Source organism: Streptomyces sp. NPDC048637 (assembly GCF_040650675.1).
Lineage (GTDB): Bacteria > Actinomycetota > Actinomycetes > Streptomycetales > Streptomycetaceae > Streptomyces.
Genome location: NZ_JBEZHQ010000025.1, coordinates 74541 through 90429, shown reverse-complemented (window position 1 = coordinate 90429; position 15889 = coordinate 74541). Strand labels below are relative to the sequence as shown.

13 protein-coding genes are annotated in these 15889 nt (G+C 70.5%); 5 read left to right on the top strand and 8 right to left on the bottom strand.

Annotated elements, in window-relative coordinates; translation table 11 throughout:
* Positions 1-383 precede the first annotated feature (383 nt).
* A complete protein-coding gene (locus AB0C46_RS27195) occupies positions 384-737 on the top strand; it encodes a hypothetical protein (protein ID WP_362830935.1) in 354 nt (117 codons plus the stop codon).
* A gap of 399 nt (positions 738-1136) precedes the next feature.
* Here AB0C46_RS27195 and AB0C46_RS27190 read toward each other — a convergent pair whose 3' ends face one another.
* Positions 1137-1712 carry a helix-turn-helix domain-containing protein gene (locus AB0C46_RS27190; protein ID WP_362830934.1) on the bottom strand — a complete coding sequence of 192 codons (576 nt, stop codon included), beginning with the start codon at positions 1710-1712 and terminating at the stop codon, positions 1137-1139.
* Positions 1713-1781: 69 nt separating this feature from the next.
* Here AB0C46_RS27190 and AB0C46_RS27185 point away from each other — a divergent pair, with 69 nt between their 5' ends.
* The 3 genes from AB0C46_RS27185 to dgt all read left to right on the top strand — a co-directional run bounded on the left by AB0C46_RS27185 (position 1782) and on the right by dgt (position 6344).
* Positions 1782-2675 (top strand): NADP-dependent oxidoreductase, encoded by an 894-nt coding sequence (locus AB0C46_RS27185; protein ID WP_362830932.1) that lies wholly within the window; start codon positions 1782-1784, stop codon positions 2673-2675.
* A 1012-nt stretch (positions 2676-3687) separates the two neighbouring features.
* Positions 3688-4890: a hypothetical protein gene (locus tag AB0C46_RS27180; RefSeq protein WP_362830931.1), complete on the top strand. Its 1203-nt coding sequence runs from the start codon at positions 3688-3690 to the stop codon at positions 4888-4890.
* Positions 4891-5018: 128 nt separating this feature from the next.
* Complete coding sequence (gene dgt, locus AB0C46_RS27175; RefSeq protein WP_362830929.1) at positions 5019-6344, top strand: dGTP triphosphohydrolase; 1326 nt, start codon at positions 5019-5021, stop codon at positions 6342-6344.
* Positions 6345-6596: 252 nt separating this feature from the next.
* Here dgt and AB0C46_RS27170 read toward each other — a convergent pair whose 3' ends face one another.
* From AB0C46_RS27170 to AB0C46_RS27140, 7 genes are all read right to left on the bottom strand, one after another.
* The gene (locus AB0C46_RS27170; RefSeq protein ID WP_362830928.1) at positions 6597-7436 is read right to left on the bottom strand and encodes a cytochrome c biogenesis CcdA family protein; all 840 of its coding nucleotides are present in this window, start codon (positions 7434-7436) and stop codon (positions 6597-6599) included.
* Positions 7433-8215, bottom strand: a complete 783-nt coding sequence (locus AB0C46_RS27165) for a DsbA family protein (protein ID WP_362830927.1) — start codon at positions 8213-8215, stop codon at positions 7433-7435. The genes AB0C46_RS27170 and AB0C46_RS27165 overlap by 4 nt, the downstream gene beginning before the upstream one ends.
* Positions 8216-8272: 57 nt before the next feature.
* On the bottom strand, positions 8273-8797 hold the full coding sequence (locus tag AB0C46_RS27160) for a hypothetical protein (protein ID WP_362830926.1): 525 nt from the start codon (positions 8795-8797) through the stop codon (positions 8273-8275).
* Between the two features lie 131 nt (positions 8798-8928).
* The gene (locus AB0C46_RS27155; protein ID WP_362830924.1) at positions 8929-9456 is read right to left on the bottom strand and encodes an ATP-binding protein; all 528 of its coding nucleotides are present in this window, start codon (positions 9454-9456) and stop codon (positions 8929-8931) included.
* A gap of 276 nt (positions 9457-9732) precedes the next feature.
* Complete coding sequence (locus tag AB0C46_RS27150) at positions 9733-10500, bottom strand: enoyl-CoA hydratase-related protein (protein ID WP_362830923.1); 768 nt, start codon at positions 10498-10500, stop codon at positions 9733-9735.
* Between the two features lie 83 nt (positions 10501-10583).
* Positions 10584-11747, bottom strand: a complete 1164-nt coding sequence (locus AB0C46_RS27145) for an Ig-like domain-containing protein (RefSeq protein ID WP_362830922.1) — start codon at positions 11745-11747, stop codon at positions 10584-10586.
* A 251-nt stretch (positions 11748-11998) separates the two neighbouring features.
* Entirely contained in the window at positions 11999-13270 is a 1272-nt protein-coding gene (locus AB0C46_RS27140) for an Ig-like domain-containing protein (RefSeq protein ID WP_362830998.1), read from the bottom strand.
* 300 nt (positions 13271-13570) lie between these two features.
* Here AB0C46_RS27140 and glgX point away from each other — a divergent pair, with 300 nt between their 5' ends.
* Entirely contained in the window at positions 13571-15826 is a 2256-nt protein-coding gene (gene glgX, locus AB0C46_RS27135; RefSeq protein WP_362830920.1) for a glycogen debranching protein GlgX, read from the top strand.
* Positions 15827-15889 lie beyond the last annotated feature (63 nt).

The window sequence follows — 15889 nt, the reverse complement described above, 5'->3', positions numbered from 1 at the left end:
GCAGCGCTCCGTGAGGAGCAGCGCTCCGTGAGGAGCAGCGCTCCGTGAGGAGCAGCGCTCCGTGAGGAGCAGCGCTCCGTGAGGAGCAGCGCTCCCCCGCCCCCTCCCCCTCTCCCCCTTCGGGGGAGGGGGCGGGGGTGGGTTCGGGGGTGGGGGGAGCAGCAGCCCGCCACCAGAGCCTCAGCGGCCTCCACACCTCACAGGCGCCACTCCCGCCGCCCCCGCACCTTCCGCCGCCACCCCGTCCTGTCATGCCCCGGCTAGGGGACCGTCACCATCCCGGTGCTAAATCGTGGGTGTGAGCGGGCATGCATCCGGCCATGGGAAGCCGCGAAGTGCGATCGGAAGATCAACTGTCAGTGGGGCCGCCTACGCTCCGAGGCATGGGTTACGCAAACCTGCGCGAACTCCAGACCGCGCTGACCACCGCCTCCGACCTTGCCTCCGCCCTGCAGTCCGCGCCCACCCGGCGCGATGCAGACCAGCTTGTCGACGTCCTCCGGCAAGCGCTGACCGCCGCCGGCTCGCTGGGCGCGGAGACCGGCCCGACCGGCTGCGCCCTGCATCCGCACGGTGCGGTCGACCCGTTGTACGGCGACCCGGAAGATCCTCTTCCGCCGGGCTACGGGAAGTGCCTGCTCTGCAACGACCGCCGGCGCCGGGCGGACGCCCACCCTCCGCACATCCGCCCGCATGCCCGCCCGCATCCGCGCTGGCGGCGACGGATGAGCGCCTAGGTGTGTTGTCCGGCCGATCATGTGTGGAGCCAGATGACTAGGGCTGCCGCGGGCCGCCCGCCGCGGGGGTGCCCTCCCGCAGGCAGGGCGGCCTGACTGTCGGTCTTCTCCGGGATCGTGTGCCGGATGCCGTGCCTGCGCGGGTGGTGGTGGCACGGTCCGTTGCTGTGGGCCTTGTCGGCGGCCAGGCTGCCGGGCGTCTTTCGGGGTCGGCCGACGCGGGACGTGGGACGCGGATCTTCTCCAGCACGAGTTCGAACTGGGTGCAGTCCGCCTGATGCCCGAGCCGACGGCCCAGGCCGGCGGTGGTCGCATGATCGGGCGAACAGGTCCGGTACAGGCCGCCCGGGGCAACCCGCATGTGTCGTGCCCCGGCCGCAGCGCGCCGGCGCCCCCGGCTCAGGGCGCGGTGGCTTCCCAGGCCGCCTTGATCATCCGGAAGACCTCGTCCACCGTGGCTCCCGGATCGTCCGCCCGGCAGGCCAGCGCGTAGGCGTCGATGGCGAACCGCGCGGTCGCCCGGCAGGCCGTCGCACTCCGGGACAGGTGGGGGTCGGCGGTCAGCGCCGCTGCCAGCGCCTGCGCGTGACACAGGCTCATCGACTCCTCGTATTCCCGCAGGGCGGGTGATCCCTCGATCATGCGTCGGACGGGGGCGCTGCCCTCCGCCGTGCAGTGCCGCACCAGGGCCTGGACCTCGCGGTGCAGCGCCGGGATGAGCGGCTCGTGCGGAGGCCGGTCGGTTACCGCCCGCGTGAGGCGCTGCTCGAAGTCCTGGTCGCGCTCGAACACCAGGGCCTCCTTTGAGGCGAAGTGAGCGAAGACCGTGGTGACGGCCACGTCGGCCTCGGCCGCCACGTCACGGATGCCCACGGCGTCGTACCCGCGCTCCAGAAAGAGCCGCAGCGCGGTGTCAGCGATCTTCTGACGGGTCGCGGCCTTCTTGCGTTCGCGGCGTCCGGACGGCTCGGTCACGCGCTGACACTACCAGGTATGAATCCCTAACCGTTGTGAAGTCCTAACGGTTAGGGCTATCTTCGCCGCATGAGGAAAATCAATTTCGCCGAGTTCGGCGGTCCCGAGGTCCTGCAACTGGTGGAAGCCGAGGAGCCCCACGCCGGCCCCGGTCGGATACGCATCGCCGTGCGGGCGGCGGGTGTCAACCCCGTCGACTGGAGGATCCGGGAGGGCCAGGTCCTGGGAGCCCATCCGGTCGAGCTGCCCGCCGGGGTCGGCCTGGACGCCGCCGGGGTGGTGGATGAGGTCGGCGAGGGCGTCGAAGGGGTCGAGGCCGGCGACCGCGTGTTCGGCGAAGGCGCCGACACGTACGCCGAATTCGCCGTGCTGTCGGCCTGGGCCCGGATGCCCGAGGGACTGGCCTTCGAGGAGGCGGCCGGGTACCCGTCGGTGGTGGAGACCGCGCTGCGCATCATCCGCGAGGTCGGCGTGCGGCCCGGGCAGACGCTGCTGGTCAGCGGCGCGTCCGGCGGCGTCGGGTCGGCGGTGCTGCAGATCGCCCGCGAGCGCGGCATCACGGTGATCGGCACGGCCGGGGCTGCGAACCAGGACTACCTGCGCGGCCTGGGCGCCCTCGCCACGACCTACAACGAGGGCTGGGTCGAACGGGTGCGGCACCTGGGCCGGGTCGACGCGGCCCTCGACCTGGCCGGCTCGGGCGTGATCCGCGAACTCGTCGAGCTGACCGGGGACCCGCGCAAGGTCGTCTCCATCGCCGACCTCGGTGCGCCGCAGCTGGGCGTCCGGTTCTCCGGCGTGGCCGGGAGCGTGCCGGACGCGCTCGCCGAGGCCGTCGACCTCATCTCCCGGGGCAGGCTCCACATCCCGGTCGAGAAGTCGTACTCGCTCACCGAGGCAGCGGCGGCGCACACTGACAGCCGCGCCGGCCACACCCGGGGGCGCCGGGTCCTGGTCGTCTGAGCCGCCGCCCGCCCGGCGTCCCGCGCCGAACGGCCGGTCACCAGCGGGTGGTGAAGCGGCGTCGGACGAAACCGGGGCGGTTACGCCTCGCCCACCAGGGCGACGGCGGGGTGATCTCGATCCAAACGAACCTGTCTGGCCGTGGGTGACACCAAGGCAGTCCTTGACGCGCACGAGTGCAGCTCGTCCGTCAGCAAGCTCGGATACGACCTGCGCCACACCTGCCTGACGACCTGGCTCAACAACGAGATCCCACCGGCCGGGTCGCGAAGCACTTCTACGTCACTTGACGGATGTATCACCCGCTGCATGGCCATACAGTGCGGCCAACTCGAACCTCAGGGAACCATGAGGCGGGTAAAGGATCAGCTCTGCGTCACGAACGCTGAGTCGGTCCACATCGCACCTCCCCATCGCACCTCCCACAGGGTCCGGAAATCTACCCTGCGTCCTCGAATCAACCAGCAAGGACGGCTTGCGGGGCGGGGCGGGGAAGGGAGATGCGGTGTTGATCACGTCACCACACGAAGATTCCGGACTGCACGTGACCAGCCGCACCCGTAGCGGCACTGGGATCGTGACATCCCCGCGCACCGCAACAACTGCCCACGCGGACACGGAAGGCGACGGCAGCACCTCTGCAAGCATGAGGTTCTGAGTCTCCCGGGAAAGCTGGGCACGGGCCTTGCCGACCAATTACGCCCGCCCATTGGTCGGCGTTCGACCGGTCACTACGGGCACCCGATACCCGATTTCCAGGTTCTCCAGACGAGAAGCAGGAGGCTTCCCCCGGCCTGGGAGTTACGGCTGCAAATAGCTGAGGCCCACGCCCTGGCGGGTTCGCCGAGCGGCCCCCTCGATCCGAGCGGGGCAGTGCGACGGCCCGTCACTGCGATACGGCCTTGCCGATTGTCGTGACGAGTTCATCCGTTCACTCATAGCGGTGACTCCTGCAAGTGTGTCACTGCGCGAGCGAGCCCTCTCATCAGCACTTCTCAGTGGGAGATTCGCAATGAAAGCGAAAAGGGTTATCACCGCGCTCATTGGAGCCATAGGACTGGTCCTGGGCATGGTCATTTTTGCGCCAGGCCCGGCTGTTGCCGTGGATCCGTCCCCCTGGGGGAATCCAAAGACCGGCGTATACATCTATTCAAACGTCCGGGAGGCAGTGGGTAATTACTCATTGCAGGATACATACCCTGGTGATTCCGACGTGGGAATCACGTTTCCGTCGTTCCGGGGCCCGACAAACAATTGGCCCCGTCTCGGCTATCATCGGTGGGATCTCATTCCCGGCGATCGTGACGATGGAGCCTTCCTGATCCGCAACGTAGCAACGGGGCTGTATCTGAATCAGTCGGGTGGGACTAGTGGCGATCCGGTCCCTTGGGTCCTTGCCCCAGCGAAGAGCTTCGAAGGCTACCGGATCCAGCAGGCGGCCAGGAACAGTGAAGGCGGATTGGTTCTTTACGACAGCTGCTTGACGAGTGCCGAATCCGGCAACGAAACCTTCCGCAAGGTGACGGTGGAATCTTGTCGCGATAATCGAAAGGACCAGTCGTTTACACTGCCGAAGTACAACGACACGAATCAGCCGGAATATGATTACTCTGGTCTGCCACTCTTGACTGATGCCGGAGCCGCCAATCTCCGGGACAGCGAGCAGCAGGCGCTGAGCAAGAACGTCGTCAGAGTCTGCAATCACGGTGCGTACGTCAGTTACGCAAACGTCAAGTACACCGTGAAAGGGGCCGACGGCGCGGTCACGACCAAGGATTGGGACACTGACCGCTTGTACGCTGGAGACTGCATAAACCTTGAAGTCCCTGCGGGATACATTACGGGCAACATCCAGATGCACGTCGAGGATGGAGCAAACTGCGGGGAACACGGCGGCGGATTCCTCATCGGCGACCCGGAATACAATAACTGCAGCCTCATGGGCGGCATATACACTTTCTCCGGCCCGCACGCAGACATCCTCTATGAGATGCAAGGCACGTCCTGCTATCCCACTTCCTGGAGCGAAACCAGCTACAAGAGCATGGTCAAGGAAACGCAGGACACCCCTCCCCGGGTCGGATGCCCTGACTACAGCCACTACTTCTTTGGAGGACTCAGCGACCCGATAATGGCTGGCCTAACTGCAATGAAGAGTGTATGTGGCGCCGTCGGAGTGTTCTTCCCCCCGGCCAAACTTCTCTGCCTGGGCTGAAGGACAAACACACCGTCAAGCCGCCGACGGTCTGAGAAGACTGGCCCCGACCGATCACTCCCCCCATCGGTCGGGGCCCCGGGTGCCCGGGACGGCCCCGATGGGCCAAGCAGGACTACCATCCGCGCATGCGACCTGCCAGATACAGCGATGAGGATCTAGAGCAGCACTCCCTCCGGCGACGGGTGCCCGACGACGGGCAGCGGTCCGGGTTCGAGCATGACGTCGACCGGATCCTGTACTCGACGCAGTGGCGGGCGCTGGCCGGCAAGAGCCAGGTGGTGGCGAGCGCCGAGCTGGGCGCGTATCACACCCGGCTGACGCACTCGATGAAGGTCGCTCAGCTCGGCCGGAGGATGGCGGAGCGCCTGGAGCGGCAGTACGGCGGGCCGAATCCGGCGCTCGTCGAGGCGGCGTGCATGGCCCATGACATCGGCCATCCGCCGTTCGGGCACGCGGGTGAGCTGGCGCTGCGCGCCACGATGGACGAACTGCACTTCGCGGACGGCGTGCTGGACAGCTTCGAGGGCAATGCGCAGACCCTGCGGGTCCTGACCTTCCTCGCCGCCCACAAGTACCCGGGCCACCGCGGGCTGCATCTGTCCCGCGCCTGTCTGGACGCCGCCACGAAGTATCCGTGGGAGCGGGCGCCCGTCGACCAGGACCCGGCGCGGCATGTGAAATGGGGCGTGTACGTCGCCGACCGGGAGGCGTTCTCCTGGGTGCGGGCCGGCCGTACGGACTCCGCCGTACCGGTCGAGGAGCAGGTCATGGACTGGGCGGACGATGTCACCTACGCCTGTCATGACGTCGAGGACTTCTACCGCACGGGCCTGATCCCGCTGGCCGCGCTGTTCCCGCCGGACGGCGCCGCGGGCGGCGAGACCGAGCGGGAGATCCGCCGCTTCCTGGACTATGTCGAGGCCAAGCGGGCGCGGGCGGGCGAGGCCTTCGACCGGGCGGCCGCGCTGGTGATGATGGAGGACATCGGCAAGCGGCTGGCGGTACCCGCCCCGTACAGCGGCAGCCACGAGGACGCGGTGGCGGTCAACCGCCGCACCGCCGATCTGATCTCGTACTTCACCCGTGGCATCGAGCTGGAGGTGGGCGGCGCGGCGGCGATCCGCTACGGGGCGCAGCTGGTGATCCCGCCGGACCGGCGGGCCGCCTGCGATCTGCTCAAGGAGCTGGTGTGGTGCTACGTCATCGACCGCCCGGCGCTGGCCACTCAGCAACACGGCAAGCGGCGGGTGGTGAGCGAGCTGCTGCGCTGGAGCCATGACGCACCCGAGCTGCTGCCGCCGGACCGCGCCGAGGAACTGACGCTGCACGGCGACCGGCTGCGGGCCGCCGCGGACCATGTCGCCTCGCTGACCGAGGACCAGGCGCTGGCCCTCCACCGGCGGCTGTCCGGCACGGGCCTGGGCTCGGTCAACGACAACGTGTGGCTGTAAGGCGGCCGGGGAACGGGGCCGGGAGGACGGGGGCCGGGGCCGGGAGGCCGGGGACCAGGGCCGGGAGGACAGGGACCAGGGCCAGGAGGACGGGGGCCGGGGCCGGGAGGACGGGCCATGTGGTGCCCCGTCTCCCGCCGCCGCCCAGGAGCGCTCCGGTGCGCCCCTCGACGTCCCGTTCCCGTCCCGCGGCTTCCGTTCCCGCCCCGCGGCCATCCGGCCCCGCCCCGGGCTGTCCGGTCCCGCCCGGGGCTATTCGGTACCGTCCCGCTGCTTCTTGTCCGGCCGTAGCGCGAACCGGCCCAGCACCCCGGCGACGACCAGCGCGGCCACCGCAATCAGCACGGCGTCGGGGACACCGTTGCCGATCCGCGTCGCCCACTCCTCGGCCCGGAATTCGCTGTCCGCGTCGAGAATTCCGGGCAGCGCGCTGGTCCCGTTGAAGCGCAGGAACAGCACGCCGATACCGATGAAGAACACCCCGGACAGCAGCGAGGTGGTGTGCAACCGCAGCTTGCCGAGGGTGAATTCACGGCCCCGCAGCCAGCCCCGGGTGCCCAGCTTGCAGCGGTCCCACAGCAGTGCCAGCACGAACAGCGGCAGCGCCATGCCCAGCGCGTAGACGGCGAGCATCGAGGCGCCGTACACCGGGGAGCCGCTGACCGCCGTCACCGTCAGCACCGCGCCGAGGATCGGGCCCGCGCAGAAACCGGCCAGGCCGTAGACACAGCCGAGCAGAAAGGTGGAGACGGCCGACCGCGGGGTGATCCGCGCGGCGGCGGCCTGGGCGCGCCGGGAGGCGAAGCCCAGGCCGAGGATCTGGGCGAGCCCCATCGCGATGACGACCCAGCCGCCGACGGTGATCAGCGCATCGCGGTGACCGTTGAACAGCCGGCTGGCCGCTGTACTGGCCGCGCCGAGCGGCACCAGTGTGGTGGCCAGTCCCAGATAGAACACGCCGGTACGGGCCACCAGTCGGCCGGGCGTGGACAGGGAGTACGCGAAGAACGCCGGCAGCAGCAGGGCGCTGCACGGGCTGAGCAGGGCGAGCGCGCCGCCCAGGAACGCCGCGAGGTAGCCGATGTCGGTCATTTGCCGGCTCCCTTGGCCGCCGTGCCGTGCTTCGCCCGTGCCGCCGCCTCCTCGATGGCCTGGGCGAAGACCTCCTGGGGCTGGGCGCCGGCCACCGGACGGCCGTTGACCAGGAAGGACGGTGTGGACTGCACCCCGAGCTGGTAGCCCTCGTCCTGATCCTTCTTCAGCGCCCGCTCGGCGTCCTTGCTGTTCAGGTCGGTACGGAACTTGTCGAGGTCGTCCACGCCGCTCTCCCGGGCCATGTCGACGAGCTTGTCCTCGGCGAGCGCCGCGCCCTTACGGGTCTTGGCGTACAGCTCGTCGTGCAGCTGCCAGAACTTGCCCTGCTGCCCGGCGGCCCAGGAGGCGCGGGCGGCCCGCTCGGAGTGCGCGCCGAAGACGGTGAAGTTGCGGAATTCGATGCGCAGGGTGCCCTTGTCGACGAACTTCTTGATCAGGCCGGGCTGGGTCTCCCGGGTGAAGCGGCCGCAGAACGAGCACTGGTAGTCGGCGTATTCGACGAGGACCACCGGGGCGTCCTTCTTGCCGATGGCCAGCGGGTCGCCGTCCGCGCGCCGGCTGGTCCGCTTGGCGAGGTCGTCGAACATCTTCTGCTGGGCGGGGTCCTCCTGGGCTTCGGTGGAGGCGGCGGCCTCGGGTGCGTCGGTGCGGCCGGTGTCGCGGTCGCCCTCGGCGGACGAGCCGACGGCGATGGCGATGGCGATCAGGGCGACGACGAGGGCGACGACCGCGCCGACGGCGGCCAGTTTGCGGGTGGGAGAGGCGGAAACGGGCATGCGGAAGCTCCAGACGTACGGAGGGGGAATTCGGGCCTTGTGCGTCGGGGCAGCGGCCTATATCCGCAGTACGGGGAGGAGCGCGGTGTGGTCGACGGCGGACGCGCTGTCCGTCGGTGGGCGGGCCAGCGCGCACTGCGCGGGCAGATCCGCGGCGAGCGGCCCCGCGCCGGTGGTGGCGGGGGCGAGCGGCTCACCGCGGTGCGGTGCGGGCAGCGGGGCGGACTCGTCGGGCCCCGGCGCATGCCGGCCCGAGCACCTCTTGGGCGCCTGGGCGACGGCGAGGGGCGCGGCAGTGTCGAGCCGCGGGCCGCTGTGGGCGGCGGCCGGGCGCGCGGTGGCGGTCCCGTCCGCTGGGCGCGCGGTGGCGGTCCCGTCCGCCGGGCCCGTGGCGTCCGCAGCAGCCGCGGGAGAAGCGTCGGCCGCGGGAGGCGCGTCGGCCGCCCGCCAGGCCGCCGTGGCCGTCGCCGCCCGGCCCGCCAGCCAGGCCTGGTCGCCGCCGATCCGGCACAGCATCGGCCCGAAGGTGACGGCGAGGAGGAGCAGCAGCGTCAGCGCGGCCGACCGGCGCACATGGTGCATGTCCCTCCCTCTCCGTACCTGGCGCGAGCATGAACAACCCATCCTACGGATCGTCGCCGCGCGAGCGGAGCACCGCGGGGCCCCGGCGCCTGTCGTGGGCCTCCGGCCCGCCCGGGGCCGGGGCACGGCGCTCAGCGGTCGGCGATCCGCATCTCGAACCAGGTGGTCTTGCCGCGCGGCAGCAGATCCACGCCCCAGCGTTCGGAGAGCGTGTCGACGAGGAAGAGCCCGCGGCCGCTGAGGTCCATCTCCTGCACCGGCATGAGACACGGCAGACCGCGGGACGGGTCGCGCACCTCGATACGGATCCAGCCACGGCGGCGGAGCATCCGCAGCCCGAAGGTGCGGGCGCCGGTGTGCCGTACGGCGTTGCCGACGAGCTCGGAGACGAGCAGGACGGCGTGCTCGGCGAGCTGGGGCGTCAGGGACCACTGCTTGAGGAGGACGGCGGCGGTCAGCCGGCGGGCGATACCGGCGGACTGGGGACGCGAGGGGAGCCGGACCTCGCCGAGGGCCGACTCGCCGGCCGTTTCGGGGGCCGCGGACACCGGTCTGCGGGGAGCCGGCGCCCGGTCCCGGTCGGCGCCGGGGATGCCCCATCGCGCGGCGGCCGGATCGCTCCGCGGCCGCGGCTGCTCCATTCCTTCGAGGCCCGCCATGCCCCCCATCATGGCTGCTACTTGACGGTCACGGGGGTGGAACCGACGGAATCCGCTGTCCGGAATCGCCGGTTCCATCCCGCCGCGGAGACATATGCCAACGGCAGTTAAGGTTCCGGCTCGCACCGGCTGACCTGCAACGACACGCGACATACGCGGGGCCGGCGGAAGGCCTCAACAAGGCTGCCTTAAGGCGCAATTAAGTGGTACATCATTCCCCCACAAGGGGCATCGCGTCCCGGCCAAACCCCAGAGGCCCCGTCAATACCAGTTGTTTCAGCGGAACTTGGCCTTGCCGGGACCTTCCTCGACGAAGCTGCGCATGCCGGTCTCCCGGTCCTCGGTCGCGAACAGCCCCGCGAACCAGTTGCGTTCAATGGTGAGACCGGTGTCGATGTCCGTCTCCAGGCCCGCGTCGACGGACTCCTTCGCGGCCCGCAGCGCCAGCGCGGGGCCGGCCGCCAGCCGCGCCGCCCAGGCGTGCGCCTGCTCGTAGACCTCGGCGGCCGGCACCACCCGGTCGACCAGACCGAGGGTCAGCGCCTCGTCGGCCTTCACCTGACGGCCGGTGAAGATCAGGTCCTTGGCCCTGGACGGGCCCACCAGCCGCGCCAGGCGCTGGGTGCCGCCGGCCCCGGGGATGAGCCCCAGCAGGATCTCCGGCTGGCCGAGCTTGGCGTTGTCGGCCGCGATCCGGAAGTCGGCACAGAGCGCCAACTCACAGCCGCCACCCAGCGCATAGCCGGTGATCGCGGCGACCACCGGCTTGGGGATCCGGGCCACGGCGGTGAACGCGTCCTGCAGGCCCTTGGACCGCACGACCATGGCCGCGTGGTCCATGACCTGCATTTCCTTGATGTCCGCGCCGGCCGCGAACACCTTCTCACCGCCCCAGATGACGACGGCGCGGACGTCGTCGCGACGGGTGGCCTCCTCGGCCAGCTCGCGCAGCCGGTCCTGGGTGGCGATGTCCAGTGCGTTCATCGGCGGACGGTCCAGGCGGATGGTGCCGACGCCGTCGGCGACCTCAAGATTCACAGTCATGCCGGAAGGTTAGTACGCGTTAACGCCGTCGGGCCCGGTGCACTCGGTCACAGTGCAGCGGGCCCGGTCGCCTTCCGGCCGTCCTACTGAGCGGCCTTCCACTTCTCCCAGGAGAGGTTCCAGTCGCTGAAGCCGTTGTCCGGCTGGATCGTTTCGTCGTGCGAGTTCTTGACGACGACCACGTCGCCGATGACGGAGTTGCGGAAGAACCACGCCGCCGGGGTGGAGCTGTCGCCGCCGCCGCGCTGGTCGAACAGGCCCACACAGCCGTGGCTGGCGTTCCGGCTGCCGAAGGCCGCGCGGCCCGACCAGTAGTTGCCGTGGAGGAAGGTGCCGGACGTGCTCAGCCGCATCGCATGCGGCACGTCCTTGATGTCGTACTCCCCGCCGAAGCCGACGGTGTCCCCGTTCATCCGCGTCACCAGGTGCTTCTCGCTGATCACCATCTTGCCGTTGTACGTCTCGGTGCCCGGCGCGCCCGAGGTGATCGGAATGGTCCTGATCGTCTTTCCGTCGCGGACCACGGTCATCTGCTTCGACTTGGCGTCGACCGTGCTGACCTGGCTGCGGCCGATGGTGAACGAGGCCTCCTTGGCCTGGGTGCCGTAGACACCGGGCCGGCCCTCGACTCCGTTGAGGTCGAGTTTGAGGGTGACCTTGGTGCCGGACGCCCAGTACTTCTCGGGGCGGAAGTCGAGCCGGTCGTTGCCGAACCAGTGGCCCTCGATGGGGACCGACGGCTCGGCGCTGACCTTGATGGCGTTCTCGACGGCCTCGGGGTCCGTGATACCGCGGGTGAAGCGGATCGAGACCGGCATGCCGACGCCGACCCGCTGGCCGTTCTCGGGGCTGTACTGGCCGATGAAGGTGTTCTTGGGGACGAGTGTGGTGAAGCCGGAGTGCTCGGCGGCCTCCCGGCCCTGACCGTCCACCGCTATCGCGTCGACGGTGTACTTCGTCGAGGCGCCCAGATGGCCGCTCGGCTTCCACACGGCGCCGTGGCCGGATATCTTCCCGTCGACCTCATTGCCCTTGCCGTCCTTGACCTTGACGGACTTGAGCCTGCCCTTCTGGGCGGTCACCTTCAGCGCACCGCTGGTGGCGACGTCGTCCGCGCCGTCCTTGGGCGCTATCGTGACGGCGGCCTGCGAGGCGTCCTTGCCCCCGCCCGCCTTACCGGCCTTCTTGTCGTCACCGTCATCGCCACCACACCCCGTCACCAGCAGCAGCGTGGCGGCGAGCAGCACGGCGAGCGGGCCTCCGCCCCTGTGTGACCACCGACGCCGGCGAGCCGGCACCCCCGAATTCGGCTGGACGTTCACGACTGGCCCCTTTTCCCCTCGCACGGCCCGCGGTCCCCCGCGCGCGACTGCGGACAGCCGCGCGCTTGCCGTTAGATAACCACACCGCGGTGACAGTGAACTCCCCGTGAATGTCACTGTTTAGTCCCAAGTGCGAGGGTGGTGCGGAGCGCTCGTTCCGGCGCGCCTGCCCCGGATCAGTCCAGCGCGGACCCGGCCCGCCACAGCGTCCACGGCAGGTTCCAGCCACCGAGGCCGTTGTCCGGCGCGACCGTGCGCTCCGGGGAGTTGTGCACCACCACGGTGTCGCCGAGGATCGACTGGCCGAAGAACCAGCCGGCCGGGGTGTTCGGGCCGCCGCCCCTGATGTCCTTGAGCCCGACGCAGCCATGGCTGGTGTTCACACCGCCGAAGACCTCGGGCGGCGCCCAGTAGTTGCCGTGGAGGAAGGTCCCCGACCTGGTGAGGCGCATGGCGTGCGGCACGTCCGGGATGTCGTACTCGCCGCCGAAGCCGACGGTGTCACCGTCCATCCGCGTCATCGAATGGCGCTCCAGGATCACCATCCGCCCGTTATAGGTGGGGTTCTCGGCGTCGCCCGCGGTGACCGGCAGCACCGCCACGACCCGGCCGCCGCGCCGCACGGTCATGGTGTGCCGGGCGGCGTCGATGGTGCTGACCTGGTCCCGGCCCACCCGGTAGCGGACGGTTCTGCGCTGGGTCCCGTAGGCGCCCGGTGCGCCCTTCACCCCGCGCAGCCGCAGCTGCACGGTGATCTGGGTGCCCGGCCGCCAGCGCTCACGGGGCCGGAAGTCCAGCCGCCGGTGACCGAACCAGTGGGCGGCGATCTCGACGCCGGGGCGGGCGCTGACCTGGACGGCGCGTTCGACGGCCGCGCGGTCGGCGATCGGCCGGTTGAAGACCATCGAGAAGATCAGGCCGGTGCCGACGGTGGCGTCGCGCTGGGGCGAGAAGTGGCCGACGAAGCGGCGGGCGGGCGCGGAGGTGGTGAAGGTGGTGTGGCGCGCGAAGCGATGGCCCGCGCCGTCCAGCGCCACCGCGTCGACGGTGTACTTCGCACCGAGTTGGAGGCGTCCGGGCGCGGGCCGCCAGGTCATTCCGTCCGGCGAGATCCGCCCGGCGACGGACTGCTGGCCGGCCTCACCGGTCCGGCTGACCTCGACCCGCTCCAGCCGCCCCGCCGGCACCCGGACCTCGAACCGCCCGTCGGCCCGTACGCCGTGCGCGCCGTTGTGCGGGACGATTCTGATCGTTTCCTCCGGGGAGCGTGGTTTGCCGCCGACGAAGGCCTCCGGATCCCCGCAGCCGGCCAGTGCCGCGGCGCCGGTGAGCCCGGCCAGGACGACGAGGGCGACGCGGGTGCGGCGGGCCGCCACGCCACGGGCCGCCCGCACCACCACGCGCCGGGCCGCCCGGCCGCCCGCCCGGTCCGGCAGCCGGCCCCGCACACGGGCTCTGCCGCGGCGCTTCGCTCGGTCCTCTGCTCGGTCCTGCTGATGGGCGGTCATATACCGGATTGTGACGGATGACGCCCGGGTTGGGAGGTATGCCGCGTAACGGAATGTCACGGACAGAACGGAGCGGAGTGCGGAGCCTCCCACGGGAAGCGTGCGGCAACGCCCGGTTGCGGGAAGAACAACGGGGAGGGCGGACACCTGCACGGCCGGGACTCCCCAGCGCACGCCGGGAGGTTCCCCGTGCCGGGGACCCACCGCCCGACCGAGCCATGAGCCGCAGGAGGCGGGCACGTGTCGAGCGCACCCGAGCAGGAGGCAGTGGCGGACGAACCACTCGCCCCACCCGCGGAGATCCGTCCCGGCAGTCCCACGCCGCTGGGGGCCCGGTACCGCACCGGCCCCGATGGCATCGCCGGTACCAACTTCGCCCTGTGGGCGGGCGGCGCCGAGGCCGTCGAGCTGTGTCTCTTCGACGACGCGGAGCGCGAGACGCGCCATGCGCTGACCGAGCTCACCCATGAGATCTGGCACGGCTTCCTGCCCGGTGTCCGCCCCGGGCAGCGCTACGGCTACCGGGTGCACGGCCGCTGGGACCCCTGGTCCGGCGCCCGCTGGAATCCGGCGAAGCTGCTGCTCGACCCGTACGCCAGAGCCGTGGATGGCGACTTCGGCACCCGGACGGAAGTGTCCGGCTCCGGGGCCGCGCTGCCCGCCCAGCTCTACGGGCATGTCCGCGACTGGCCGCAGCAGCCGGTCGCCGACACCGTGCGCGACGACCGGGACTCGGCGCCGTACGTCCCCAAAGGCATCGTGGTCGGCGACGACACCGGGGACGAGGGCGGCGCCGACGAATGGGAGGACGACCGCAGGCCCAAGACGCCGTGGCCGGATTCCGTCCTCTACGAACTGCATGTGCGCGGCTTCACGATGCGTCACCCCGGTATTCCGGAGCGGCTGCGCGGCACGTACGCGGGGCTCGCGCACCCCGCGGCGCTGGAGCACCTCGTCCGGCTGGGGGTCACCGCCGTCGAGCTGCTGCCCGTCCACCAGTTCGCGCACGAGGACCACCTGGTGCGCCGGGGGCTGCGCAACTACTGGGGCTACAACTCCATCGGCTACTTCGCGCCACACGCCGGATACGCCGCCACCGGCACCCGGGGGCAGCAGGTCGGCGAGTTCAAGCGGATGGTGCGGGCGCTGCACGACGCCGGTATCGAGGTGATCCTCGACGTCGTCTACAACCACACCGCGGAGGCCGGTGAACTGGGCCCGACGCTCTCCCTCCGGGGCATCGACAACCGCGGCTACTACCGTCTGGCCGGCGACGCCCGCCGCTATGCCGACTACACCGGCTGCGGCAACACCCTGCATGTCGTCCAGCCCCATGTGCTGCGGCTGATCACCGATTCGCTGCGCTACTGGGTCACCGAAATGGGTGTGGACGGCTTCCGCTTCGATCTGGCGGCCGCACTGGCCCGCTCCCTGCACGACGTCGACATGCTCTCCCCGTTCCTCGCCGTGATCGCCCAGGACCCGGTGCTGCGCCGGGTCAAGCTGATCGCCGAGCCCTGGGACGTGGGCAGCGGCGGCTATCAGGTCGGTGCCTTCCCTCCGTTGTGGACGGAGTGGAACGACCGCTACCGCGATACCGTCCGGGACTTCTGGCGCGGTGCCCAGCACGATGTACGCGATCTGGGCTACCGGCTCTCCGGATCGAGCGACCTCTACGCCTGGGGCGGCCGCCGCCCGTACGCCTCGGTCAACTTCATCACCGCACACGACGGCTTCACCCTGCGCGACCTGGTCACCTACGAGCACAAGCGCAATGCGGACAACGGCGAGGGCAACCGCGACGGCACCCACGACAACCGGTCGTGGAACTGCGGCGCCGAGGGCGAGACCGGCGACCGGGCGGTCACCGCACTGCGCCACCGCCAGCTGCGCAACCTCCTGACCACCCTGCTGCTGTCGACGGGTGTGCCGATGCTGGTCGCCGGCGACGAGATGGGCCGCACCCAGCACGGCAACAACAACGCCTACTGCCAGGACAACGCGACCAGTTGGCTCGACTGGTCGCTGCTGGACGATCCGGAGTGGCGCCCGCTGGCCGGTCTCGTCACGCGTCTCATCGCCCTGCGCCGCGCCCACCCCGTCCTGCGCCGCCGGGCGTTCTTCTCCGGCCGGCCGCATCAGCGGGGCGGCCTGCGCGACCTCGCCTGGTTCACCGCGGACGGGACGGAGATGACCGAACAGGACTGGTACACCCCGGGAGCCACGCTGGGCATGTACCTCTCCGGGAACGACATCGCCCAGCGTGACGCCCGGGGGGTCCGGATCGTCGACGACAGCTTCCTCGCCGTGCTCCATGCCGCCGCCCACCCGTGCCCGTTCACCCTCCCCGGACCGCCCTGGGCCGGCGGCTACGAACTCCTCGTCGACACCGCGCGGGAGGACCAGCCGGGGGCGGCGGAGGCGCCGTACGCGGCGGGCGTGCCGATCACGCTCGCCGGGCGGTCGGTGCTGTTGTTCCGGGCGGTTCCGGACTGAGGCATACGGCGCGGCGGCGCAGCGCGGAGCATCGGCCGAAAGCCGGGTGAGCGTTGCCAGTGC